A 23,866-nucleotide genomic window follows, 5' to 3' on the forward strand; every position below is an offset into this window, starting at 1 on the left:
ACCAGCGATCCCGGCTGCCAAGGCTGGTAATCCATTGTGCTGTCAGTGCACCACGTTGTTGGGCGGCAGGTGGCCCAGCCGCTCGGTCAGGCGGATTCGCTGGATCGGATCGTCACTGAGCAACAACGCATGCTCCAGGTCGAAACGCTCGGCGTTGGGGCAGTCCAGACGCTGATAGAGGCTGGCGCGGGCCAGGTAGTCGCTGGCGCTGGCATTGCCGAGCTCCAGCACCCGCTCGGCATCGATCAGCGCGTCGATGTTGTCGTCGTTGGTCAAATGCAGCTGACGCAAGTTGCGCGACAGCCGCTGGAGCATGTGGATCGGTTCGCTCGTGAGCAGATGCTCGGCGTTGAGCTGCATGTTCGGGCCGTACTGGCGTTGCAGCAGTTCGCGGCAATCGTTGGGGTACAAGCGCCGACCGCCACAGGGGTCGAGCAAGTGGTCGGCGCCCGGTACTCGCAACAGGAAATGTCCGGGGAAGTTGACCCCGACCATGGGAATCTCCAGGCGTCGAGCCAACTCCAGCGCAATCAGCCCCAGTGCCAGCGGTTGGCCGCGCCGGCGTTCCAGCACCTTGTTGAGCAACGCCGCCTGCGGGCGCAGCGGGGTGGATTCGTCATGTTGATAGCCCATGTCATTGAGTCGTCGCAACAACGGTTGGCCCAACTCGCTGACCGGCAACATCGGCAAGCCTGCACTGACCCGGTGTTGCAGGTCCTTGAACTGTTCCAGCAGCACGTCGGGTTTCACCTGCGGATCGTGTTCGGCAGCGATCCACAGCGCCGCTTCGAGGAGCGCCGGTGGCGAGCGTTGCAGACAGGCGAAAAAAGCTTGGCGCGGGTTCATCAAAATCTCCGGCGAATGCCTCGTTTTAGCCCCGTCTCAGGCATTCGTCCAGTGCTCTACACATGGTGTTGCAGGTTATGTCTTAAAGTGTTCAAAGCTTTCCTGTTTATTCCGGTGCGCTTCAGCAATTTTCAGCCGCAAGCCTATACTGGCGACTACAAGAAGTGATTCGGGAGCTCGACGATGTTCGCTCTCATGCAAAGCACTCGCCTTGAATCGCTGCACCTGAGCGTTGACCCGGTGACCGGATTGAAGGCGGTGATTGCCATTCATTGCAGCCGTTTGGGCCCCGCCCTCGGTGGCTGCCGTTACCTTGCCTATCCCGACGATGAAAGCGCCGTGATGGATGCTGTGCGCCTGGCGCAAGGCATGAGTTACAAGGCCGCTTTGGCCGGGTTGGCGCAGGGTGGTGGGGTGGCGGTGATCATTCGCCCGCCTCACGTAGAAAACCGCGCGGCCTTGTTCGAGGCCTTCGGACGCGTTGTCGAACAGCTCGACGGTCGCTATATAACCGCCATCGACAGCGGCACCTCGGTCGCTGACATGGACTGCATTGCCCAGACCACCCAGCATGTCACCAGCACCACTGCCGCCGGCGATCCGGCGCCGCATGCCGCCATGGGGGTGTTCGCCGGTATTCGTTCCACCGCCATGGCCCGGTTGGGCAGCGACAACCTCGAAGGCCTGCGGGTGGCGATCCAGGGGTTGGGCAATGTCGGTTATTCCCTCGCCGAGCAACTGCATGCCGCCGGGGCCGAATTGCTGGTCAGTGACATCGACGCCGGCAAGGTGCAACTGGCCATGGAGCAATTGGGTGCCCATCCGATTGCCAACGATTCGCTGCTCAGCACCCCGTGCGACATCCTCGCGCCTTGCGGGCTGGGCGCGGTACTCAACAGCCACAGCGTTGCGCAGTTGCGTTGCGCCGCGGTGGCGGGTTCGGCCAATAACCAGCTGACCAATCTGTTCGTTGCCGATCAGCTGGAAAATCGCGGGATTCTGTATGCGCCGGACTACGTGATCAATTCCGGTGGGTTGATTTACGTCGCCCTGAAACACCACGGCGAAGAGCTGTCGACGATCACCGCTCACCTCTCGAAAATCAGCAGTCGACTGACCGAAGTGTTCGCCCACGCTCAAGCCGAAAAACGCTCGCCGGCGCGGGTTGCGGACGAGTTGGCGGAGCGTTTGCTTTATCGCTAAGAGCTGCGGCCTTACCCCGGCCGACTGGCTCGAGAAGCCCGCGCCACAAGCGCCGAGCGCAACAGCAACACGCATACCCCTCGCGTGCAAGGAGCTGCGTCATGCCCCATAACAAGGTCGACCTTCTCTACACCCGCTATTTATCCCCCGACGGTCAGGCATTGAGTGAACTTCCCGCCTGGGCCGACGATTTCAATCTGCTGACCCGCCTCTACCGGCAAATGGTCCTGACCCGTCTCTTCGATCAAAAAGCCGTCGCCTTGCAACGCACCGGGCGCATCGGGACTTACGCGCCCACCCTCGGCCAGGAAGCGATTGGCGTGGCGGTCGGGAGCCTGATGCATCCTGAAGACGTGCTAATCCCGTATTACCGCGACACCGCCGTGCAATTGATGCGCGGGGTGCGCATGGAAGAGATTTTGCTGTACTGGGGCGGCGATGAGCGCGGCGGCGACTTTGCCGAACCCTCGGCGGTCGAGGACTTCCCGATCTGCGTGCCGATCGCCACCCAGGCGCTGCACGCGTGCGGCGTCGCCAGTGCGTTCAAGATTCGCGGGGAGCACCGGGTTGCCGTGACCACCTGCGGCGATGGCGCCACCAGCAAGGGCGACTTTCTGGAAGCCTTGAACGTTGCGGGTGCCTGGCAGTTGCCGGTGGTGTTCGTGATCAACAACAACCAATGGGCGATCTCGGTGCCACGGCGGATTCAGTGCGCGGCGCCGACCCTGGCGCAGAAGGCGATGGGTGCTGGCTTTCATGGCGAGCAGGTCGACGGTAACGACATACTCGCGGTTTACGACCGGGTGCAAATTGCCCTTGAACGAGCGCGTCACGGTAAAGGCCCGGTATTGCTGGAGTGCGTGAGTTATCGACTGGGCGATCACACCACCGCAGACGACGCGACCCGTTATCGCCCGGCTGATGAGGTCAAGCAGGCCTGGCTTGAAGAGCCGGTCAAGCGCTTGCAACGTTTTCTGGCCGGGCAGGGCGTGTGGGACGAGGGGCGCGAGCAGGCGCTGATCGCCGAGTGTCAGGCTCAGGTGCAGGGCGCTGTGGATAACTTCGACGTGGCCGGCCATCAGTCACCCGAATCGGTGATCGATCACGTTTATGCAAAGTGGCCGGCCGCTCTGGCCGAGCAGCGTGAGTGGCTGCTCGAACGGGCGGCGCGACGTGCAGGAGGCCCCGGCCATGAGTAACGGCAAAGTTACGCTACTGGAGGCGGTCAACCTGGCGTTGCACCGGGCCATGAGAGAAGACGAAAACGTCATTGTGCTCGGTGAAGACGTCGGCGTGAACGGTGGCGTATTTCGCGCTACTCAAGGATTGCGCGACAGTTTTGGTTTCAAGCGGGTGATCGATACCCCGCTGGCCGAAACCATGCTCGGCGGCCTGGTGATTGGCATGGCCGCCCAAGGTTTGAAACCGGTGCTGGAAATCCAGTTCATGGGCTTCATCTACGCCACCATGGAGCACCTGGTGTCCCACGCCAGCCGCATGCGCAACCGCACACGCGGGCGGATCACCTGCCCGATGGTGCTGCGCACGCCGATGGGCGCGGGAATTCGCGCGCCGGAACATCACAGTGAAAGCACCGAGGCGCTGTTTGCGCATATCCCGGGGCTGCGGGTGTTGATTCCTTCATCGCCGGCGCGGGCTTATGGCCTGTTACTGGCGGCCATCGATGACCCGGACCCGGTGCTGTTCCTCGAACCGACGCGGCTCTACCGGATGAACCCGCAACCGTTGATCGACGATGGCAAGCGTCTGCCGCTCGATACGTGTTTCACCTTGCGTGAAGGCAGCGATATCACCCTGATCAGTTGGGGGGCCAGCGTCATGGAAACTTTGCAGGCCGCCACTGCACTGGCCGAGCAGGGGATTTCGGCCGAGGTGATTGATGTCGCCTGCATCAAACCGCTGGACCTCGACACGCTGGAAGCCTCGGTGCGCAAGACGGGTCGTTGCGTGATCGTTCATGAAGCGCCACGCACCTGCGGTGTCGGCGCGGAAATCGCCGCCAGCCTCTACGAACGTGCGTTGCTGGAGATGCAGGCGCCGATTCTGCGGGTCACCGCGCCGGACATTCCGCCACCGCTGTATCGGCAAGAACTGCTGTACATGCCGAATGTCGAAGACATCCTTCACGCCTGCGACAGCGTGCTGCTGCACCACTTCTAAAGAGACGCCTGAGGCCCGGGAGGCTGCGATGAAATATTTCAAACTGCCCGATCTGGGCGAAGGGCTGCAAGAAGCGGAAATCGTCGAATGGCACGTCAAGGTTGGCGATACGGTGAAGGCCGATCAACTGCTGGTCTCGGTGGAAACCGCCAAGGCCCTGGTGGATATTCCCGCGCCCTACGACGGTGTGGTGGCGAAAACCTACGGTGCTGAAGGTGACATCCTGCACGTCGGCGAACCCTTGCTGGGGTATGAAGGCGAGGCGGATGCCGGCACGGTGGTGGGACGGCTTGAAGGCGGCGGTAGCAGTCAGGACGATCAGTTTTTTGTCGGTGCCGCGCCCTCGACCCGAGAACACATGAGCGCCCGCGCCACCCCGGCGGTGCGGCAACTGGCCCGGCAATTGGGCGTCGACTTGAGTGGGTTGAGCGGGTCCGGCCCCGATGGGCTTATCACCCGCTGCGATGTTGAAAGTGCCTCGCAGACCGAGCTCGACAAATTTGGTGGAGAGAAACTGCGCGGGGTGCGCCGCAGCATGGCGCTGAACATGGCCAGGTCCCACGCGGAAGTGGTGCCGGTGACGATTTTCGCCGATGCCGATCTGCATCGCTGGGGCCGTGCGCGTGAGCCGTTGATCCGCCTGGCCAAAGCCATGGCGGCCGCGTGTGCCGTGGAGCCGGTGCTTAACAGCGGGTTTGATGGCAAGACCTTGTCGATCAAACACTACGACACCCTGGATTTGGGCATTGCCGTCGACACCCCGGATGGCTTGTTCGTGCCGGTGCTGCGTGATGTCGGCAATCGCTCGTCAGCCGATTTGAAAGAGGGCGTGACCCGCTTGCGCGCCGACGTGCAGGCGCGTTCGATCCCGGCCAAGGAAATGATGGGCGCGACCCTGACCTTGTCGAACTTCGGCACCTTGTTCGGGCGCTACGCCAACCCGGTGGTGGTACCGCCGCAAGTGGCAATTCTTGCCGCAGGCGCCATTCGCGATGAGCCGGTAGCGGTGGAGGGCAAGGTGGTGGTGCATCCGATACTGCCGCTGTCGCTGACCTTCGATCACCGGGTGGTGACCGGCGGTGAGGCGGCACGCTTTTTCAAGGTGTTGGTCGAGGCATTGGAACAGCCAGACGGTTGAAATCCAGGCATGAAAAAGGCCCTGAGTCAGTGACTCAGGGCCTATTCAATTCGGGCGTTGTTTACTTGGCGGGCTTAGCGGATTTGACCGGCTTGGCAGGCTCGGCTGATTCGGTAGGCTCAGCGGGTTCAACAGCTTCAGCAGGTACGTTGAGCAATTCGGACAGGGCGTCCGGTTGGCTCTTGAATGCCTTGGCGAACACATCGCGATTTTTCGCCATGTAGATCCCGGCTTCTTCCACCTGTTGCTCGGTCAGGGACGGAACCGCTTTTTGCAACACTTCAGCCAGCAGTTCGGCCAGTTCGAGCATTTTGTCATGACGGTCAGCTTCGGCTTTATCCATGAACAAGCGCTCCAGATCTCGGCTGCTGCGGTATACCACTTCGACGGCCATTCACCACCTCACATGCCTTCACGATAGTTGTCTTTTTCGACTACTGTATTTATATACAGCCAAAAGAATAAGCGAATCCAGGTGCTTTGGGTAGTGGCTTTTTAATGTAGACGGGTTTCAGTGTTTGTCAGCAACACCGATCGTTTCTGCAGAAGTGTCCAGCTGAACCCGATTACCATCTCACTCCCTGCCGCTGGCCTTTTTTCTGCATGCAGAACTACCGTCACGTCGAACCCGCATCATCGGCCGAGCCGACCTAAGGAAGAACTACCGTGAATATCAATTGGGCTGAAAAACTTCGCCAGAACGTCCATGAGCTGGCCGAGTCGCTGGGCAATCTGTTCGTCGAGACGTTCCATTACATGGCGCTGTTCGCCATTGGTGCGGTCACTGCCTGGGCGGCGGTGATGGAGTTTTTGCAGATGATCGAGGCGGGGAACATCAAGATCGATGACATCCTGCTGCTGTTCATCTACCTCGAGTTGGGGGCGATGGTCGGGATTTACTTCAAGACCAACCACATGCCGGTGCGGTTTCTGATTTACGTGGCGATCACTGCGTTGACGCGCCTGCTGATCTCCAACGTGTCGCACCACAACCCGCCGGACATCGGGATCATCTACCTGTGCGGCGGGATTCTGCTGCTGGCGTTTTCGATTCTGGTGGTGCGCTATGCCTCCTCGCAATTCCCCTCGGTGAAAATCGAACACCCGCAACGCAAGACGGGTGCGGGCTCCGGCGAACATCCGGAAGTCGAGAAGGGCGAGCTTTAAAGCCTTGTCGGCAGGGGCGGTTGACCCTTGCGTGACGACGGTGGCAGCTTGAGGTTGTCGCCGTTGGTCATGGCTTCGAGGATCGCCACGGCGCTGTGGCCCTGTTGGATGGCCATGCCGAACTGAATGCTTTGCACCAGCCGTTTCAGGCGTTGTGGGTCATTGCGTTGTTCGGCGCTGATCATCCGTTTGGCGACGATTCGGCCGGCGTTGGAAAGGGTCAGCATGATGCTGCCGTCGAGCCCCTGAATGCTCAGGTTGATCTGATAATCCGGTGCAAAAGCGTCGGTAATCAGTTGAAAGGGGTTATCCATAATGCGTCACCGCTTGATTGGATCGTGCAGTTATTGACCGATCGTGATCAGGGTTGGTTCGCTTTTCCTGACCACCGGCAGGCCGTTCGCTGAGGTTTCAACAACATCCCTATTCCTCAATACTGACGAAGCAAGGGACATGCCGGTCCTGTTCCGGGTCAATAAACAGGCAATAAAAAGGCGAGCACTCGGTGGCTCGCCTTTTTCATTCCTGGTCCGTTTCAGGGCATGACGGAGTAGATGATCGCTGACAGTGCGATCAAGCCAATCAACACCACGAACACGTTCGAGGCTTGCCCCGAATACTGGCGCAGCGACGGCACACGGCGGATCGCGTACATCGGCATCAGGAACAGCAAACAAGCGATCACCGGCCCACCGAGGGTTTCGATCATGCCCAGGATGCTCGGGTTGAAGGTCGCCACGGCCCAGCAGCTGAGGATCATGAACAGCGCGGTGGCGCGGTTCAGCCAGCTCGCCGACATCACCCGGCCACGGCCGCGCAGGCTTTTCACGATCAGGCCCTGAAAGCCTTCGCTGGCGCCGATGTAGTGGCCGAGGAAGGATTTGGTGATCGCCACCAGTGCAATCAACGGCGCGGCATAAGCGATCACCGGGGTCTGGAAGTGGTTGGCCAGGTACGACAGGATCGAAATGTTCTGCGCTTTCGCTGCCGCAAGGTCAGCCGGCGACAGGGCCAGCACGCAGCTGAAGCAGAAGAACATCACCGTCACCACCATCATGCTGTGGGCGAGGGCGAGGATGCCGCTGCTTTTTGGCTCGGCCTGGGCACCGTAACGCTGTTTCTGATCGACGGCGAAGGCGGAGATGATCGGCGAATGGTTGAACGAGAACACCATCACCGGGATCGCCAGCCACAGGGTTTTGAAGAACAGCGGCAGCGGCATGCCTTCACTGGCCGAGGCGAAGAACGCGCCGTTCCAGTTCGGGATCAGGCTCACTCCGAGCAACAGCAACGCCGCAACAAACGGGTAAACCAGCACGCTCATGCATTTGACGATCACGCCTTGGCCGCAACGCACGATCGCCATCAGACCCAGAATCAGCGCCAGCGACAGCACCGCGCGCGGTGGCGGCGCGATGTGCAATTGATGCTCCATGAAGCTGCTGAGGGTGTTGGTCAGCGCCACGCTGTACACCAGCAGAATCGGGAAGATCGCAAAGAAGTACAGCAGGGTGATCAGCTTGCCGGCGCCGATGCCGAAGTGTTCTTCCACCACTTCGGTGATGTCCCCGGAACGTCCTGACAACACAAAGCGAGTCAGGCCACGGTGGGCGAAGAAGGTCATTGGAAAGGCCAGCAGCGCCAGCACCAGCAATGGCCAGAAACCGCCAACGCCAGCATTGATCGGCAGGAACAGCGTGCCCGCGCCAATCGCCGTGCCGTAAAGGCCGAGCATCCAGGTGGTGTCGTGTTTGCTCCAGCCTTTGGTGACCGTAGCGGTTTCGCGCTTGAGTTCTACAGCGGGATTATCGGCAGCAGGTGTACGTACATCGGTCATCGGTATCGCCTCGTTATTATTTTTACTCGGGCTCACGTCAGGCAGACCGTTTCAAACGGTCTGCCGGGGGCGGTCAGGGAATGCGCCTCAGCACTCCACCCAGCTGACAGCCAGGCCACCCCGTGAAGTCTCTTTGTATTTGTCGTGCATGTCGGCGCCGGTATCGCGCATGGTGCGGATCACCCGGTCCAGCGAGATGAAGTGTTTGCCGTCGCCGCGCAGGGCCATTTGCGTGGCGTTGATCGCCTTCACGGCGGCAATCGCGTTGCGCTCGATGCACGGCACCTGAACCAGCCCGCCGACCGGGTCGCAGGTCAGGCCGAGGTTGTGTTCCAGGCCGATTTCGGCGGCGTTTTCCAGCTGCTCGGGCGTCGCGCCCAATACGTCGGCGAGGCCGGCAGCGGCCATGGCGCACGCGGAACCGACTTCGCCCTGGCAACCGACTTCGGCGCCGGAGATCGAGGCGTTTTTCTTGCAGAGGATGCCCACCGACGCCGCGGCGAGGAAGAACGCGACGACATCGTCGTCCGAGGCCTCGGGGTTGAACTTCATGTAGTAATGCAGCACTGCCGGGATGATCCCCGCTGCGCCGTTGGTCGGTGCGGTGACCATGCGCCCACCGGCAGCGTTTTCTTCGTTTACGGCGAGGGCGAACAGGTTGACCCATTCCATTGCCGAGAGGGTCGAACTGATCACGTTCGGCTTGCCGATTTCCAGCAGGCTGCGGTGCAGTTTCGCTGCACGGCGCGGCACATCCAGACCTCCCGGCAGTACACCTTCGTGGCGCAAACCTTGTTCGACGCACTCACGCATCACCGACCAGATGTGCAGCAGGCCTTTGCGGATTTCCGCGTCGCTGCGCCAGGCCCGTTCGTTGGCCATCATCAGCTCGGAAACCCGCAGGCCGTGCTGGTTGCACAAGGACAGGAGTTCGGCGGCGCTGGAAAAATCGTACGGCAACACCACGTCGCTGATTGCCGGCACGCCTGACTCGGCTTCGGCTGCTTCGACGATGAAACCGCCGCCAACCGAGTAGTAAGTTTGTTCCCACAGTTGGCCGTTTTCGCCAAAGGCTGTCAGTGACATGGCATTGGGGTGGTAGGGCAGGCTTTCGTTGAGCAGCAGCAAGTCGCGCTGCCAATCGAAGGCAATGTTCTGGCGACCGGCCAGCAGCAGTTCGCCACGTTCACGCAACTGCTGGATACGTGGACCGATGCTGGTGGGGTCGATGCTGTCGGGCCACTCGCCCATCAAACCCATCACGCAGGCACGGTCGGTGGCGTGGCCGACGCCGGTGGCGGAAAGCGAGCCATAGAGACGGACTTCCACACGCCGGACTTGCCCCAGCAACCCCTGGTCAACCAGCGATTGGGCGAAGGTCGCGGCGGCGCGCATCGGGCCGACGGTGTGGGAGCTGGACGGACCGATGCCAACTTTGAAGAGATCGAAAACACTGATAGCCATGCTAAAGCCTTACAAGTAATGGAGTAGGAATCGCTGCCATTTTTTGTAGGACAAGCGCAATGTCGGCGATACTGCCTACCTCGGTCAGCCCTGACCAACGAAACTTCCTAAGACAGGCTTTAGTAGGACTAAACGATGAGTCGTCAATTTCATGCCCAGACCTATGTCTGGCTGCATGTGTTTTCCTGTGCGGCACGCCACTTGTCGTTCACCCGCTGTGCCGAAGAACTGCACATCACGCCCGGCGCCGTGAGCCAGCAAATCCGCCAGTTGGAAGAGCGCTTGGGTTTTCGCCTGTTTCACCGCCGCGCCCGGGGTGTCGAATTGAGTGCCGAAGGCCAGCGCCTGGCGATTACGGTCAACGAAGCCTATGGCAGCATCGACGCGGAATTGCGCCGGCTGGATGCGGGGATGATCAGCGGCATCCTGCGCTTGCGCTCGATCCCCTCGTTTCTCGGCAAATGGCTGACCCCGCGCCTGCCGCGTTTGCAGCAGCGCTTTCCGGATATCCAGTTGCGGCTGGTGGCCGAGGACAGCAGCGTGGCGCTGCACGAAGGCGACTTCGACCTGGCCATCGACCTGAACGACGGGAGTTACCCGGGATTGTTATCCACAGCTTTGCTCGATGAGCAGATTTTCCCGGTCTGCGCACCGAGCCTGTTGCGGGGACGACCACCGCTGCATGGGCCGGCGGATCTGGTGCATTTTCCGTTGTTGCATGACATCACCGCCTGGCGCGGCAGTTATGAATACGCGGAATGGGAGTTTTACCTGAACGCCATCGGCTTCGACGGCGCGGACGTGCGGCGTGGGCATACCTTCAACCGCAACCACCTGACCATCGAGGCAGCGATTGCCGGGATGGGTGTAGCCATCGCCCGGCGGACCTTGCTCAACGATGAGCTGGAGCGTGGGACGCTGATCGTGCCGTTTGGCGTCGCGGTGCCCAATTACAAACGCTATGTGTTGCTGTATTCACCGGGTGCACTGAGCCATCCCGGCGTGCGCGCGGTGCATGACTGGCTGGTGGAAGAGGCGGAGATTTTTCGCGGGATGCACCCGTTGGGCGAGGGGCAATTGTGAGGATTTGTTGCTGCATTGCAGGGCGACCCAACTCCCGACATTAACAGCGCTTTTGCCCGTTGTCCGACTTTTTTTGCGTATGAATATTTATCTTTTTTTAGGGGTTGAATTGTTTCTCGGTCTGCCCAACTCTGTAACCAAGAGGTCACGGTCACCCAGGTTTCAAACACTGCACCGGACCTCTCGCGAGCTAGCTGAAATAAGGGATGAACTATGCAAATCCAAGTCAATAGCGATAACCATATTCAAAGCAGCATCCGACTGGAGGAGTGGGTACGTACTACCATTGAGAGCACGCTCGAACGTTACGAAGAAGACCTGACACGGGTCGAAGTCCACCTGCGGGACGAGAACGGCGATAAACCCGGACCACACGACATGCGCTGCCAGCTTGAAGCGCGGCCAAAAGGCCATCAACCGGTTTCCGTTACTCATAAAGCCGCGACACTGGAACTGGCCATCGACGGGGCGGCCGCCAAGCTTGAACACGCGCTGGAACACCTGTTCGGCAAATTGCGCGGTAAACGCGCCAGCGTGACACCGATCAGTTCTGGTGCCCATGCCGATGCGCTGCTTGAAGAAGAATTTCTTGAAAACGAACAGGCCGCGCTCAATAGCTGATGCCTGAAACACTCTTACCACCCCAATGAAAACGGGCCTGCATTTGCAGGCCCGTTTTGTTTGGGGGTATTGATATCCCGTGGCGAGGGAGCTTGCTCCCGCTCGGCTGCGAAGCAGTCGTAAAACCTGCTACCCAGCTTCACCTGACACAGCTCATTGGATGATTTTGGGGCCGCTGCGCGCCCCAGCGGGAGCAAGCTCCCTCGCCACGCTAGGGCCGTGGGCAGTTATTAGAACGCCACCGACGTCTGCAGATACACCGTTCGCGGTTCGCCCACGTACTTGCCCTTATTGTTGTCGTCAAACGAGCGGGTGAAGTATTGGTGGTTGAACAGGTTCTTCACCCCGACGGCGACGGTCAAATCCGACAGCTGTGGACCGAAGTCATAGGCGGCGCGGCTGCTGAACAGCATGTAGCCCGGGATGGTGCCGACGTTGCCAGCGGCATTTTCCCTGGAGGTGTTGGCGTTGTCGGCGAACTGGTCGCTCTGGTAGCTGCTGTCCAGGTTGAGCTTCCACGGACCTTCGGTGTAACCGACGCCGAGCGTGCCCTTGTGTCGTGAGGAGAACGGTACGCGATTGCCCTTGTTCGGCCCGTCTTCGCGGATGATCGCGTCGACGAACGCGTAGGTGGCGTAGACATCGAAGCCGGCCAGCGCCGGGTTCAAACCTTCCAGCGCGTAGTTGACGCTGGTCTCGATCCCCTGATGCCGCGTCTCGCCGCGAGCAATCACCGAGTCGTTGGTCTGGTTGCTTTCGTACTGGTTGTCGAAGTTGATCAGGAACGCGCCAATTTCGGCGCGCAGGTTGCCGTTGTCATAACGAGTACCGAGTTCCCAGGTCCGGGCTTTCTCCGGTTTGACTTCACCGCTGGTCACACGATTGGGCATCTGGCTGTATTGCACGCTGCCGAATGAGCCTTCGGTGTTGGCATAGAGGTTCCAGCTGTCGGTCAGGTGATAGAGCACGTTCAACGCTGGCAGCGCGGTGTTGTAGTTGCCTTTGTAGTTGACGTTGGTCAGGTTGTTGGTCTGTTGCGACTCGATCATCTCGTAGCGGATGCCCGGAGTGATGGTCCACTTGCCGATGTCGATCCGGTCATCAACGAAAAATGCATTGGCCTCGGTACCGCCACGGGTGTCGCGGTCATTGCGGCTGTCAGTGCTGGGCAGTTGCTGGTTGGCGCTGATCGGTGTGCGGTAGCGCAATTCGTGGCCGGCTTCGTTGAGATAGCGGTAGCCGACGCCGACTTCGTGGCTGCTCTGGCCGAGGTCGAAGCCCTGGGCGAAACGGGTTTCCACACCACGTACCCAGTACTCGCGCGGAGAAAGCGAGAGGAAGCTGCCCTGATCCAGATAGCCGCTGCGCAGGGTCTTGGTGAAGAAGCTGTTGACGGTGAATTCGCGGCGGTCTTCCTGATAGCGATAGCCGACGTTGAACATCGTCCGACGGCCCCAGAACTGATCGTACGGGCGGGTCGACTGATACGGGTCGGCCTTGTAGTCGGCGACGTTCAGGCCGCCGGGCATGTCGGCCGTGCCTTCGTAATACTGGGCCATGGCGTTGAAGCTGTTGGCCTCGTCGAGCTGGTATTTACCCTTGAGAATCAGGTCGTCGATTTCGCTGTCGCTGTGTTCGCGCCAGTCGCCACCACGGGTGCCGGAATACAGGATCGCCCCGCCCAAACCGTTGTCGGCGGTGCCACCGGCCAGCAGGTTACCGGTGGTCTTGAAACCGTCCTGGCTGGAGGAGGGGCTGGTTTCAGTCTGCAAGCCACCTTTGACGGTCGGCTCATCGGGGATCGCCCGAGTCACGAAGTTGACGATGCCGCCAACGTTCTGCGGACCGTAGCGCACCGCGCCGCCACCGCGCACCACATCCACGGCGTCCATGTTGCCCATGCTGATCGGGGCGAACGACAATTGCGGCTGCCCGTAGGGAGCGAACGGCACCGGGATGCCGTCCATCAACACGGTCGAGCGCGAGGCCAGGCGTGGGTTGAGGCCACGAATGCCGAAGTTCAGCGCCATGTCATGGCTGCCGGTGCCGTTGTTTTCCGGAGCGTTGACACCGGGGACGCGGTTCAGCACGTCACGGGCCTGGGTCGCGCCCTGGCGTTCGAAGGCTTCACGACGGACCACATCGCGGGCGCCCGGATGTTCGAACACGTTGATTTGTGCGGCATCGCCCAGCCAGTCGCCGACCACGCTGGACGTGCCCAGCACCAGCGCGGCGGGTGCTGTGTTGGCATCGACTGGTTGCAGGCTGAACGCGTTGTCACCTTCGGCCCGTGCTTGCAGGCCAGTGCCTTCGAGCAATGCCTTCAAGCCGGCTTCGGTGCTGTAGCTGCCTTCCAGGCCACGGCTTTGCACGCCGCTGGTGGTCTGCGAGCCAAACGAGATCAGCACGCCCGCTTCACGACCAAACTGGTTCAGCGCACTTTCCAAAGAGGCCGGGGCGATGTGGTAGAGCTTGGCTTCGGCGGCAACGGCCAGAGGCAAGACACCGAAGCTCAGGCTGGCGCCCAACAGTAGTTGACGCAGCGAGCGGGCAAGGGGCGTGAGACGGGTGGGCATGAAGAGAGTCCTGAGAAGGTGCGAATCAAGGGGGGCTTTCCTTCTCTGTCACGCCAGATCTGAAAAACGGCTCACTGAAAATGAAAATATTTGAGCGGTGCGCTGCCTGGGTCACGCCCGTGCCTGGACGGTCACCCAATACCGGGTAAAGTGTTTCACTTTGACCGGCAGGCTGATTTCCAGCAGGTCGAGAATTCGCTCGCTGTCGTCAATCGGATAGCTGCCAGAAATCAACAGGTCGGCGACCTGCGCATCGCAGTTGAGTTGGCCACGGCGATAGCGGCCCAGTTCAGCGAGAAAATCCGCCAGGCGCATGTGAGCGGCCACCAGCATGCCGTCGACCCAGGCGCCGCTGTTCGCGTCCAGCGCCCGGGGTGAGTCCCAGTTGCGGCCGTTGAAACTCAGTTGCTGGTTTTTCTCCATCAGCAACGTTGAACCGCTGTTGGACACCAGCTCGACGCGGCCATCCAACACCGCCACCTGAGTGCGCTCGCTGAACTGCCGCACATTCAAGCGCGCAGCATGCGGGAGAAGAATGCCCTGAGCGGTCAGCAGTTGCAGCGGTCGAGGGTCCTTGGCGCTGGTCAGCAGGATTTCACCTTCAAGCAGGTGAATCAGCCGTTGCTGACCATCGATGCGCACATCGACCGAGCTGTTGGTGTTGAGCTGCAACTGGCTGCCATCACTGAGCTGCAATTTACGGCGTTGACCGATCGGGCTGCGGTAGTCGGCCAGTAGCGGTGTCAGCGGATTGTGCTCACGCAAACCCCAGGTAGCGGCCGAGCCGGCGCCAAGAATCAGCAACAGTTTGAGTGCCTGACGGCGGCTGCCGGACTTCGGTGCGTTGAGGGTCGAATGAACCAGCGGCGACGACAAACCGCGCAATCGCTGGTTGACCCGCTGGATATGTTCCCAGGCTCGTTGATGTTCGCTGTGGGCGTTCAACCAGTGTTGCCAGGCGTGTTGCTGGCGCGGACTGAGCGGGCCTTCCTGCATTTCGATCAGCCAATGCACGGCTTGCTCGGCCACCTGCGAAGAGAAATCCGCTGGGCTGTTCAGGGCTGGGTTCATGGCGATGCTCACAGGGCGAAGTAGCAGCGCAGGGCGGCTTTGTTCAAATGACGTTTGACCGTGGCGATGGAAATACTCAGCTCCCGGGCGATCTCGCCATAGCTGAGGCCATCGACCTGGGCCAGCAGAAAGGCGCGCTTGACCGGGCGCGGCAGGCCGTTGAGCAACTGGTCGAGCTCCATCAGGGTTTGCAAGATGATCGCTTTGTCTTCTTCCGACGGCGCAGCCATTTCCGGCAGTTGTGCCAACGCCTCAAGGTAAGCGCGTTCCAGGTCCTGACGACGGTAATGGTTGAACAACACCCGTTTGGCGATGGTCGTGAGGAACGCCCGCGGCTCGATGATCTGCGGTGTTTCCCGTGCGCTCAGAACCCGGATGAAGGTGTCTTGCGCCAGGTCGGCGGCGCTGTGCGGGCAGCCGAGCCTGCGCCGCAACCAACCCGTGAGCCAGTTGTGATGGGCGTGATAGAGAACTTCGACGGTATTGGATGGTTGCAACGCGACCACTCCGACAGCATTCAGAGGCGTTAGAGAACAAGAATTGTTCGCATTGTAGTGGTGAGTCCCTGTCTCCGGCAATCAATGCCGACCGACTGAGTAACGTTCTCTGATCGGAGTCTTTTGCATATGAGAATATTTATCATTAATATTGGCGCACGTTGACCCTGTGCAGGGTACGGACCACGTCGAGTCGACCTTTGATGATCACCACGCCCCCTGAACCCCAGAACGCTGACGGTACCGATAGCCCGGGCGGTCGCGCGTATTTTTTGCAGGTGTTTTTGTCCCAGCGTTCGCAAATGGAAGCGTTGGTCAGTCGGCGAGTGGGCTGTCGGGCGACGGCTGCCGACCTGGTGCAGGATTTGTTTTTGCGTTTCTGGCGTCGACCGCTGGTGCACGTTGAAGAGCTCAGCACTTACCTGCTGCGCTGCGCCGGGAACATTGCCATCGACCATCTGCGCAGCGAAGGCGCGCGGGTACGACTCAACGAAGGCTGGCTGCCCGAGCAACAGCACAACCTGAGTGTAGAGCCGCAAGCGGCGCTGGAAGCCGGCAATGACCTGCGTCATGTCGAGGCGGCGTTGCGCCGTTTGCCCGAACGTACCCGGCAGATTTTTTTGCTCAACCGCATTCACGGACGCAAGTACGCCGAAATCGCCAAGGCCATGGGGCTTTCCCAAAGTGCCGTGGAAAAACATATGATGCGCGCCCTCGAAGCCTGCAAGGCCAGTCTGCGAGAGACCCCATCGCGCAGGCCAGGGACAGCACCGTGAATCACACCGCTCGCGTCACTCCGACGCCCGCTCAGGAGCAGGCCGCGCTGGCCTGGTTGAGCCTGTTGCACGATCAGCCGAGCAGTGGCGATCACGCGACGTTCAGCCGTTGGTTACAGGCCGATCCGGCACATGCCCAAGCCTATTCCCTGGCACAGGTGGTCTGGGAAATGAGCGAAGTGCCTGCCCGTACCCTGGCTGAGGAAGAGGCGCTTGCCTTGCAGGGTTACCTCAATGCGATGAGCCGCTCCAGGCGTTCCAGCGTGCGGCGTTGGTCGGGCGGTTTGGCCATGGCAGCCTGCTTGCTGCTGATGGTTTCAATAGGCGCCGGTTGGCAACCATCGCGTTGGCTCGATGATTTCGGCGCCGACTACGTCTCGGCGCCGGGCGAAGTGCGTAGCGTGACCCTGGCCGACCACTCCCAAGTCACCCTCGATGCCGACAGCGCCATTGCCGTGGATTTCAGCCACGGTGAACGGCGCGTTCAGCTGCGTCGCGGCGCCGCTTTCTTCAACGTGACCCATACCGGCGAGCCTTTTGTGGTCGACGCTGAAAAGGGCCAGGCGCGGGTGCTCGGCACGCAATTCGAAGTGCGAGTACAGCAAGCAGGCGTGCAGGTGACGGTGCTGTCGGGACGCGTCGGTGTAACGCCGACCAAGGGCGCCGAGCAGCAGGTGCTGACAGCCGGTCAGCAAGTGGCTTATGGCACCGGCGCTGCGGAAAAACTCCACGCCGTCGACAGCGAAGCACAACTGGCCTGGCGTCAGGGTTGGCTCAATTACTACAAGTTACCTTTGGCCGACGTGGTGAAGGACCTCGGCCGGCATTACCCCGGACGCATCATCGTGCTTAACGACGACCTGGCCGCACGGCGGATCAGTGGCAGCTTTCCAAGCAAAGATCCGCAAGCGGTGCTTGACTCCCTGCAAGGGGTGTTGGGGTTCGAGCAGCATAATTTGCTGGGGCGGATGATCATTTTGCGCTGATACCGAACAAGGATGAACCTATGTCACGTCTCTCCCTGCCAAGGCTGCTCAGTGCAGTGGCCCTGGCCATCGTCGCGCTGGGCGGTTGCTCGCATGTTCAGCCACCAGCACAACCGGTTGCCGTGAACATCGTGGCGATCAACGACCTGCACGGTTACTTGCAGGCCAACCCGTATTCGGTTCGTGACAGCACCGCCGCTGACGGGGCACGCACGCTCAAGGCCGGGGGCATTGCGACCCTCGGCGGGATGCTGACGCAACTGCGCAAGGACGATCCGCAGTTACTGTTCATCGGTGCCGGCGACCTGGTGGGCGGCAGTCCGCCGCTGTCGGCGATGTGGGCTGACGAACCGACGCTCGAAGCGCTGCGGTACATGAACATGAAACTCAGCGCCATCGGCAATCATGAGCTGGACAACGGCAAGGCGGAGTTCCTGCGTCAGCTCAATGGGGGCTGCGAATCTATTCGTCCGACCAAGGCCTGCCAGTTTCGCGCCCACTATCCCGGCAGTGGTTTCCCGTACCTGGCGGCGAACCTGATCGACACCGACACCGGTAAAACCCTGTTGCCGCCGTACCGTATCGAAGAGGTGAAAGGCCAGAAGATCGCTTTTGTCGGTGCGGTGCTGCGCGATGTTGCGTCCGTGGTCAGTGCCAAGGGCATGCAGGGTTTGCGTGCCGAGGACGAAGCCGAGTCGATCAACCGGCTGATCCCGGAGCTCAACCGCCAGGGCGTCAATGCGATTGTTGCGGTGGTGCACCAGGGCGGCTCAACCCCCGAACCTTATGACAAACAGGACTGCAGCCAACTGAGCGGCGATATCGTTAATGTGGCCAAGCGTCTTGATCCGGCGGTCGATGTGTTGATCACCGGGCATTCCCATCAGGGTTATCTGTGCAAGGTCGGCTCTCTGCTGGTGACCCAGGGCAGTTCCTATGGGCATCTGATGACCCACCTGACGCTTGACGTGACCCCCGGTCAGCATCGGGTCACGCGTATTCAAGCGGTCAATTTGCTGGCCGATCCGGCGCAGTATCCCGCCGATCCGCAGATGCTCGCTTTGCAGCGGGAAGTCGAAGCGCGCAGCAATAACGTGCTGCTCAAACCCGTCGGCGCCATTGCGGTTTCACCGATCACTCGACGTGCCGATGCGGCGGGAGAGACGCCGTTGGGCGACTTGATCGCTGATGCTCAACTGGCGACTGGCGCTGCACATGGCGCACAAATCGCTTTCATGAACAACGGCGGCATTCGAGGTGACTTTGCCCTGGAGCCAGGTCAAAAACGCCTGAACTATGGGCAGCTGGCAACGGTGCAACCGTTCAACAACACCCTGATCGCCTTCGACCTGAACGGACGGCAACTCGAACAATTGCTCAATCAACAATGGAAGGCAGAAGGCGGCGTGAATGTGCTGCAAGTCTCCAAAGGCTTCAGCTATCGCTGGGATTCCACACGTCCGCTGAACAGTCGGGTGATCCCCGGCAGTGTTCGCCTTAACGGTAAACCGCTGCAGCCCGAGCACACTTATCGGCTGGTGATGAACGGATTTCTGGCCGACGGTGGCGATCGTTTCAGCCTTTTCAAGCAGGGAACCAACCGTAGGGATTTGCAAGTGACGGACCTGGATAGCCTGATCGACTACCTGCACCGCATGGATCAGCAAGGCAAACCCGTTGGTTCGGCGCGCAGTGCCGGTCGCATCGTGAAGGTGAAATAGGGCTGTTGGCGGTCATACCTGTCAGGCATGGCCCTTACTCGTAGCAGCTGTCGAGCCTGCGAGGCTGCGTTCGGCTGCGAAGCAGTCGTGACATCAGGCAGCGCGTTCTTTCAGGTAAACCGCACACGCAGGATTTGCGAGGACTGCGTCCTCGAACGCAGCCTCGCAGGCTCGGCAGCTGCTACGGACCGCGTGATGGCAGCTGTGGAAGGGGCGTTGAAACTATTTTCATTTTTCGTGTGAGGTAAACCCGAGTGACATCCGTGTAGTGGTGAAAGTGCGATTCATTCGCATCCGTAGCTTTTCTACACAGGTCATGAGCAATGAAGTCCAGGGCAACATTGGTGGCAGGCGGTTCGGTTAAACAGTGGATTGGTGCTTCTGCGCTGGCCGTGTCGGCGTTGGCCTTGTTACCGCTGAGCGTGGCGTGCGCCGCGCAGTCCAGCGAGCAACACAGCGCGCTGTTCACGTTCAGCATCGCGGCCAAACCCTTGCCCCAGGCCCTGAGCGACTTCAGCCGGGTCACCGGCATCAGTGTGGTTTACACCGATGAGGCGCCTTTCGGTCTCGACGCGCCGGCCATCAATGGCGAGATGAGCGCCGAACAAGCCATGCAGCGCTTGTTGAGCAAATCCGGTTTCACTTTCCGCCAGAGCGACTCCCACACCCTGGCGCTTGAGCCACAGCCCACCGAAGGCACCTTGAGCCTCGGTGCGACCACCATCACCTCGGTGGTGCAGCAGCCGATGAGCTATCAGCCGCCGTCCACCACCTCAGTGGTACGTTCCTCGGCCTCGCTCCAGGAAATCCCCCAGACCATCAACGTCGTCCCGGCCCAGGTGCTGCGCGATCAAGTGCCGCGCAATCTGGACGATGCGCTGGCCAACGTCAGCGGCATCACCCAGGGCAACACCCTGGGCAGTACTCAGGATTCGGTAATGACTCGCGGTTTCGGCGACAACCGCAACGGCTCAATCATGCGCGACGGCATGCCACTCGTGCAGGGCCGAGCCATGAATGCCTCGGTGGACCGGGTCGAAGTGCTCAAGGGGCCGGCGTCCTTGCTCTACGGGATTCAGGACCCGGGCGGGGTGGTGAACCTGGTCAGCAAGAAGCCTGAGTTACAGCAATACAATGCCGTGACCTTGCGCGGTTCAACCTATGGCAGCGGCAAGAATGGCAGCGGCGGCAGTCTCGACAGCACCGGTGCCCTGGGGGATTCGGGGCTGGCCTACCGCATGGTGCTGGACCACGAAGACGAGGATTACTGGCGCAATTTCGGCACCAATCGCCAGACCCTGATTGCACCCTCCCTGGCCTGGTATGGCGAAAGCACCAAGCTGCTGTTTGCCTACGAGCACCGTGAATTCCTGACACCATTCGACCGGGGCACGGCCATCGACCCGCGCACCAATCATCCACTGGACATCCCCAGCGATCGACGTCTCGACGAGCCGTTCAACAACATGGAAGGCCGTTCGGACCTGTACCATTTCGAAGCCGACCACGAACTCAATGACAACTGGAAAGCCCACTTCGGTTACAGCTGGAACCGCGAAACCTACGACGCCAGCCAGGTTCGCATCACCGCCATCGACACCCATAAAGGCACACTGACCCGCAGCATGGACGGCACCCAGGGCGCCCTGACCACCGACCGTTTCACCACCGCCAGCCTCGAAGGCAAGGTCGATGTGGCCGGCATGCAACACGATCTGGTGTTCGGTGTGGATGACGAATACCGCAAGATCTACCGCGCCGACCTGATCCGTCAGAAGAGCCAGTTCCCGTCCTTCAGTTATCTGGACCCGGTCTACGGCCGTGAAGTCGCGGGCACCACGGTCAGCGCTCCGGACAGCGATCAAACCGATTTGCTGCGCAGCGATTCGATATTTTTGCAGGACTCGATCCACCTGAATGACCAGTGGATTCTGGTGGCTGGCGGACGCTTCCAAGAGTACGACCAGTACGCCGGCAAGGGCCGCCCGTTCAAGGCCAACACCGACAGCAACGGCCAGAAGTGGGTGCCGCGCGCCGGTCTGGTGTATCGCTACACCGATGAACTGTCGTTCTACGGCAGCTACACCGAGTCCTTCAAACCGAACTCGACCATCGCGCCATTGAGCGGTAGCACGATCGTTCTCGATGGCGGCATTGCACCGGAAGAAGCCAAGTCCTGGGAGCTGGGGGCCAAGCTGGATATCCCGGGCCGCGTGACCGGCAACATCGCGCTGTTCGATATCAAGAAACGCAACGTACTGGTGGCCAACTCCGAGAACCCGCTGGTCACCACCTACAGCGCGGCCGGTGAAGTGCGCTCCCGTGGCCTGGAAATGGACCTGACCGGCCAGTTGAGCGATCGCTGGAGCATGATCGGCAGCTACGCCTACACCGACGCCGAGGTCACCGAAGACCCGGTCTACAAAGGCAAGCAACTGCAAAACGTGGCGAAGAACAGTGGCTCGCTGTCGGCGGTTTATGACTTTGGCAGCATCGTCGGTGGTGACCAGTTGCGGGTGGGCGCAGGCGCCCGTTATGTCGGCGAGCGGGCCGGCAACGCGGTGAACGACTTCGACCTGCCGAGCTACACCGTGGCCGACGCCTTCGCCACCTATGACACCAAACTCGACGGGCAGAAGGTCAAGTTCCAGCTCAACGTGAAAAACCTCTTCGACCGCACTTACTACACCTCGGCCGTCAGCCGGTTCTTTGTGTCGATGGGTGATTCGCGTCAGGTGTCGTTGTCCAGCACCCTGGAGTTCTGATGAAAACCTTGAAGATTGCAATTTTTGCGCTGGTATTCAGCGGCGCGGCGTTTGCCGAGCCCGCACCGGATGCTCGGGTTTACCATCGCGAGCAGCAGGTGACCTTGCCCGGCTCCGGAGACAGCTGGGGCTTTGTCGCTCTCGACCCGACACGGCCTTATCTGTTTCTGGCCCGTCGGGAAAACGGCCTGAGCGTGTTCGATGTCGACCAACAACGTCTGCTGAAAACCATCGACGGCTCAGAGGGCGCCAACGGCGTGGTGTTCGTGCCGACATTGAACCGGGTATTTGTACTCAACACCGACGGCAGCCTGGGCGTGGTCGAGTTATCCACACTCAAACTGCTCAAGCGTATCCCGGTGGCCCAGAGCAACCTCAACAGCGCGGTGTATGAACCGCGCACGGGTCAGGTGATCATCGTCAGCGGCCGGCGTGCCGATCGTTCAACCTTGTTTGTGTTCGATCCGAAACAGGAACGCATCAGCGCCGCGCATGAGCTGGACGTGAAGAAAATCGACCCGTTACTGGTCAAGGACGATGGCAGCTTCTTCCTGCCGATGCGCGATGAAGGCAAGGTCGCACGGTTCTCGGCAAGCAGTTTTGAAGTCCTCGATACCTGGCAGTTCGAAGGCTGCACGCGGCCCAGTGCCCTGGCGCAGGATGCCGAACGCGGGCGTTTGTTCATTGCTTGCCGAGGCGACAAACCGCAACTGGTCGTCGCCGATCTTCAGAGCGGCGCATTGAAGGCCCGTCTGCCGATCACCCGTGACGTCAACGCCCTGGCCTATGACGCGGACAACCGACAGTTGCTGATTCCCAGTGGAGTCGATGCCAGCCTGAGCATCGTCAAGCAGCTCGATGCCGATCACTATCTGGCGCAGGCCAGCGTCAGCACCTTGCCGATGGCCTACAACATGGCGTTCGATCCGCTGCGCAAAAAGATCTACCTGCTGGCGATGGACTTTACCCAGCCCGCACCGAGCAAGACTGAGCCCAAGCCTGATCCGTTGTTTCACGCCAACACCTTCTCGGTTACCACCCTGGTTCCGTAGCAGACGTTAACGCAAAAACGCCTGACGGTATTCGCCGGGCGTGCCCCTCATGGCCTGACGAAAGCGGTTGGTAAAATGGCTGGCGCTGGCAAAACCGCAGGCCAGCGCAATCTCACCGAGCGGTTGCGAGGTGCTGCGCAGCAAATGCCGTGCATGCGTCAGGCGGCGGGCCAGCAGGTATTGATGCGGCGGCAGGCCGAAGCTTTCGCGAAACATCCGCGCAAAGTGGTACTCCGACAACGCGCACATACCGGCCAACTGACCCAGGCTGATCGGCTCGGCCAACTGGCTGTCGATGTACTCGACCAGTTGCCGGCGTTGATGCGCGGCCAGCCCACCCTTGAGGCGCAAGCCCTGACGCAGGCCGACCTGGCTGAGCAAGGTGTGGCTGAGCATTTCGTGGGCCAGGCTGCTGGTGAGCAGACGTTCGCCGGGCTCATCCCAATTGAAGGTGATCAACTGCCGAAAACGTCGAGCCTGTTGTGGGTCGTCGAGAAAGGTCGCTTCGCGCAGCTGCAGCTCCCGAGGTTCGCGATCCAGCAAGGTGACGCAGCCGAGGGCGAATCGTTCCGGGCTGAAATACACGTGGGCCAGGCGAATGTCGCCGTTGATCACCCAGCCCGACTGATGTTCGGCCGGCAAAATGCACAACTTGTCCGGGCCTCCCTTGGTATCAGGTTGGTCGCGGCGAAAGGTGCCGGTACCGCCTGCGATATAGCAGGACAGGGTGTGATGGCTCGGCGCTTCATAATTCTGGGCGTCGTGATGATTGCTCCACAGGGCTGCAGCCATGCCGTCACCGAGCTCGGCGCTATGCTCCAGTCGAGCATTGGGCGAGCGGTTGAGGGCTTGAAAGACTTGCAGGGTTTCCAGTGCGGGCAT

At 60.6% G+C, this 23,866-nt stretch carries 20 protein-coding genes and 1 pseudogene; 12 read left to right on the forward strand and 9 right to left on the reverse strand.

The window, feature by feature from the left end; genetic code table 11:
* Positions 1-42: 42 nt before the first annotated feature.
* Positions 43-846 carry a SirB1 family protein gene (locus NTD87_RS10555; protein ID WP_262113784.1) on the reverse strand — a complete coding sequence of 268 codons (804 nt, stop codon included), beginning with the start codon at positions 844-846 and terminating at the stop codon, positions 43-45.
* Positions 847-1,029: 183 nt separating this feature from the next.
* On the opposite strand from NTD87_RS10555, the gene NTD87_RS10560 reads away from it, so the two are divergent.
* The 4 genes from NTD87_RS10560 (at position 1,030) to NTD87_RS10575 (ending at position 5,368) form a co-directional block, all read left to right on the forward strand.
* Positions 1,030-2,049, forward strand: a complete 1,020-nt coding sequence (locus tag NTD87_RS10560; RefSeq protein WP_262113785.1) for a Glu/Leu/Phe/Val dehydrogenase family protein — start codon at positions 1,030-1,032, stop codon at positions 2,047-2,049.
* Positions 2,050-2,150: 101 nt separating this feature from the next.
* Positions 2,151-3,248 (forward strand): pyruvate dehydrogenase (acetyl-transferring) E1 component subunit alpha, encoded by a 1,098-nt coding sequence (gene pdhA, locus NTD87_RS10565; RefSeq protein WP_262113786.1) that lies wholly within the window; start codon positions 2,151-2,153, stop codon positions 3,246-3,248.
* A complete protein-coding gene (locus NTD87_RS10570; protein WP_262113787.1) occupies positions 3,241-4,230 on the forward strand; it encodes an alpha-ketoacid dehydrogenase subunit beta in 990 nt (329 codons plus the stop codon). The genes pdhA and NTD87_RS10570 overlap by 8 nt, the downstream gene beginning before the upstream one ends.
* A gap of 28 nt (positions 4,231-4,258) precedes the next feature.
* A complete protein-coding gene (locus NTD87_RS10575) occupies positions 4,259-5,368 on the forward strand; it encodes a dihydrolipoamide acetyltransferase family protein (protein ID WP_262113789.1) in 1,110 nt (369 codons plus the stop codon).
* Positions 5,369-5,522: 154 nt separating this feature from the next.
* On the opposite strand, the pseudogene NTD87_RS10580 reads toward NTD87_RS10575, so the two are convergent.
* A pseudogene (locus NTD87_RS10580) lies at positions 5,523-5,762 on the reverse strand (YebG family protein); the annotation flags it as partial.
* Between the two features lie 272 nt (positions 5,763-6,034).
* Between NTD87_RS10580 and NTD87_RS10585 the strand changes: the two are divergent.
* The gene (locus NTD87_RS10585) at positions 6,035-6,535 is read left to right on the forward strand and encodes a phosphate-starvation-inducible protein PsiE (RefSeq protein ID WP_262113792.1); all 501 of its coding nucleotides are present in this window, start codon (positions 6,035-6,037) and stop codon (positions 6,533-6,535) included.
* Here NTD87_RS10585 and NTD87_RS10590 read toward each other — a convergent pair.
* From NTD87_RS10590 to NTD87_RS10600, 3 genes are all read right to left on the reverse strand, one after another.
* Positions 6,532-6,849, reverse strand: coding sequence for a DUF3509 domain-containing protein (locus NTD87_RS10590; protein WP_262113794.1), 318 nt, complete (start codon positions 6,847-6,849; stop codon positions 6,532-6,534). The genes NTD87_RS10585 and NTD87_RS10590 overlap by 4 nt on opposite strands.
* A 221-nt stretch (positions 6,850-7,070) precedes the next feature.
* The gene (locus NTD87_RS10595; RefSeq protein ID WP_262113796.1) at positions 7,071-8,372 is read right to left on the reverse strand and encodes an HAAAP family serine/threonine permease; all 1,302 of its coding nucleotides are present in this window, start codon (positions 8,370-8,372) and stop codon (positions 7,071-7,073) included.
* An 87-nt stretch (positions 8,373-8,459) separates the two neighbouring features.
* Complete coding sequence (locus NTD87_RS10600; protein ID WP_262113798.1) at positions 8,460-9,836, reverse strand: L-serine ammonia-lyase; 1,377 nt, start codon at positions 9,834-9,836, stop codon at positions 8,460-8,462.
* A gap of 135 nt (positions 9,837-9,971) precedes the next feature.
* Here NTD87_RS10600 and NTD87_RS10605 point away from each other — a divergent pair, with 135 nt between their 5' ends.
* Positions 9,972-10,919, forward strand: a complete 948-nt coding sequence (locus NTD87_RS10605; protein WP_123424317.1) for a LysR substrate-binding domain-containing protein — start codon at positions 9,972-9,974, stop codon at positions 10,917-10,919.
* Positions 10,920-11,132: 213 nt separating this feature from the next.
* Positions 11,133-11,540 carry an HPF/RaiA family ribosome-associated protein gene (locus NTD87_RS10610; RefSeq protein WP_123424318.1) on the forward strand — a complete coding sequence of 136 codons (408 nt, stop codon included), beginning with the start codon at positions 11,133-11,135 and terminating at the stop codon, positions 11,538-11,540.
* A 230-nt stretch (positions 11,541-11,770) separates the two neighbouring features.
* On the opposite strand, the gene fecA is transcribed toward NTD87_RS10610, so the two are convergent.
* The 3 genes from fecA to NTD87_RS10625 form a co-directional block, all read right to left on the reverse strand.
* Positions 11,771-14,116 (reverse strand): TonB-dependent Fe(3+) dicitrate receptor FecA, encoded by a 2,346-nt coding sequence (gene fecA, locus NTD87_RS10615; RefSeq protein WP_262113801.1) that lies wholly within the window; start codon positions 14,114-14,116, stop codon positions 11,771-11,773.
* Positions 14,117-14,227: 111 nt separating this feature from the next.
* Positions 14,228-15,187, reverse strand: coding sequence for a FecR domain-containing protein (locus NTD87_RS10620; RefSeq protein WP_262113802.1), 960 nt, complete (start codon positions 15,185-15,187; stop codon positions 14,228-14,230).
* An 8-nt stretch (positions 15,188-15,195) separates the two neighbouring features.
* Positions 15,196-15,684, reverse strand: a complete 489-nt coding sequence (locus tag NTD87_RS10625) for a sigma-70 family RNA polymerase sigma factor (RefSeq protein ID WP_262113803.1) — start codon at positions 15,682-15,684, stop codon at positions 15,196-15,198.
* Positions 15,685-15,884: 200 nt separating this feature from the next.
* Between NTD87_RS10625 and NTD87_RS10630 the strand changes: the two genes are divergently transcribed.
* From NTD87_RS10630 to NTD87_RS10650, 5 genes are all read left to right on the forward strand, one after another.
* Entirely contained in the window at positions 15,885-16,460 is a 576-nt protein-coding gene (locus tag NTD87_RS10630; RefSeq protein ID WP_262113805.1) for an RNA polymerase sigma factor, read from the forward strand.
* Positions 16,457-17,446, forward strand: coding sequence for a FecR family protein (locus tag NTD87_RS10635; protein WP_262113806.1), 990 nt, complete (start codon positions 16,457-16,459; stop codon positions 17,444-17,446). Before NTD87_RS10630 ends, NTD87_RS10635 begins: the two co-directional genes overlap by 4 nt.
* Before the next feature lie 20 nt (positions 17,447-17,466).
* A complete protein-coding gene (locus tag NTD87_RS10640; RefSeq protein ID WP_262113807.1) occupies positions 17,467-19,167 on the forward strand; it encodes a bifunctional metallophosphatase/5'-nucleotidase in 1,701 nt (566 codons plus the stop codon).
* A 323-nt stretch (positions 19,168-19,490) separates the two neighbouring features.
* Positions 19,491-21,932 (forward strand): TonB-dependent siderophore receptor, encoded by a 2,442-nt coding sequence (locus tag NTD87_RS10645; protein ID WP_262113808.1) that lies wholly within the window; start codon positions 19,491-19,493, stop codon positions 21,930-21,932.
* Positions 21,932-22,984, forward strand: a complete 1,053-nt coding sequence (locus NTD87_RS10650; protein WP_262113809.1) for a hypothetical protein — start codon at positions 21,932-21,934, stop codon at positions 22,982-22,984. The genes NTD87_RS10645 and NTD87_RS10650 overlap by 1 nt, the downstream gene beginning before the upstream one ends.
* 6 nt (positions 22,985-22,990) lie before the next feature.
* On the opposite strand, the gene NTD87_RS10655 is transcribed toward NTD87_RS10650, so the two are convergent.
* Positions 22,991-23,866: a helix-turn-helix domain-containing protein gene (locus NTD87_RS10655; RefSeq protein ID WP_262113810.1), complete on the reverse strand. Its 876-nt coding sequence runs from the start codon at positions 23,864-23,866 to the stop codon at positions 22,991-22,993.

Source organism: Pseudomonas sp. 6D_7.1_Bac1, assembly GCF_025465945.1.
In the GTDB taxonomy this organism is placed as follows: domain Bacteria; phylum Pseudomonadota; class Gammaproteobacteria; order Pseudomonadales; family Pseudomonadaceae; genus Aquipseudomonas.

Excerpts from the sequence above, each read along its gene's own strand:
- NTD87_RS10560 (WP_262113785.1), top strand. The coding sequence starts at position 1,030 with ATGTTCGCTCTCATGCAAAGCACTCGCCTTGAATCGCTGCACCTGAGC.
- NTD87_RS10620 (WP_262113802.1), bottom strand. The coding sequence starts at position 15,187 with ATGAACCCAGCCCTGAACAGCCCAGCGGATTTCTCTTCGCAGGTGGCC.
- NTD87_RS10655 (WP_262113810.1), bottom strand. The coding sequence starts at position 23,866 with ATGCCCGCACTGGAAACCCTGCAAGTCTTTCAAGCCCTCAACCGCTCG.
- fecA (WP_262113801.1), bottom strand. The coding sequence starts at position 14,116 with ATGCCCACCCGTCTCACGCCCCTTGCCCGCTCGCTGCGTCAACTACTG.
- NTD87_RS10610 (WP_123424318.1), top strand. The coding sequence starts at position 11,133 with ATGCAAATCCAAGTCAATAGCGATAACCATATTCAAAGCAGCATCCGA.
- NTD87_RS10575 (WP_262113789.1), top strand. The coding sequence starts at position 4,259 with ATGAAATATTTCAAACTGCCCGATCTGGGCGAAGGGCTGCAAGAAGCG.
- NTD87_RS10595 (WP_262113796.1), bottom strand. The coding sequence starts at position 8,372 with ATGACCGATGTACGTACACCTGCTGCCGATAATCCCGCTGTAGAACTC.
- NTD87_RS10600 (WP_262113798.1), bottom strand. The coding sequence starts at position 9,836 with ATGGCTATCAGTGTTTTCGATCTCTTCAAAGTTGGCATCGGTCCGTCC.
- NTD87_RS10570 (WP_262113787.1), top strand. The coding sequence starts at position 3,241 with ATGAGTAACGGCAAAGTTACGCTACTGGAGGCGGTCAACCTGGCGTTG.
- NTD87_RS10555 (WP_262113784.1), bottom strand. The coding sequence starts at position 846 with ATGAACCCGCGCCAAGCTTTTTTCGCCTGTCTGCAACGCTCGCCACCG.
- NTD87_RS10650 (WP_262113809.1), top strand. The coding sequence starts at position 21,932 with ATGAAAACCTTGAAGATTGCAATTTTTGCGCTGGTATTCAGCGGCGCG.
- NTD87_RS10640 (WP_262113807.1), top strand. The coding sequence starts at position 17,467 with ATGTCACGTCTCTCCCTGCCAAGGCTGCTCAGTGCAGTGGCCCTGGCC.
- pdhA (WP_262113786.1), top strand. The coding sequence starts at position 2,151 with ATGCCCCATAACAAGGTCGACCTTCTCTACACCCGCTATTTATCCCCC.
- NTD87_RS10645 (WP_262113808.1), top strand. The coding sequence starts at position 19,491 with ATGAAGTCCAGGGCAACATTGGTGGCAGGCGGTTCGGTTAAACAGTGG.
- NTD87_RS10590 (WP_262113794.1), bottom strand. The coding sequence starts at position 6,849 with ATGGATAACCCCTTTCAACTGATTACCGACGCTTTTGCACCGGATTAT.
- NTD87_RS10605 (WP_123424317.1), top strand. The coding sequence starts at position 9,972 with ATGAGTCGTCAATTTCATGCCCAGACCTATGTCTGGCTGCATGTGTTT.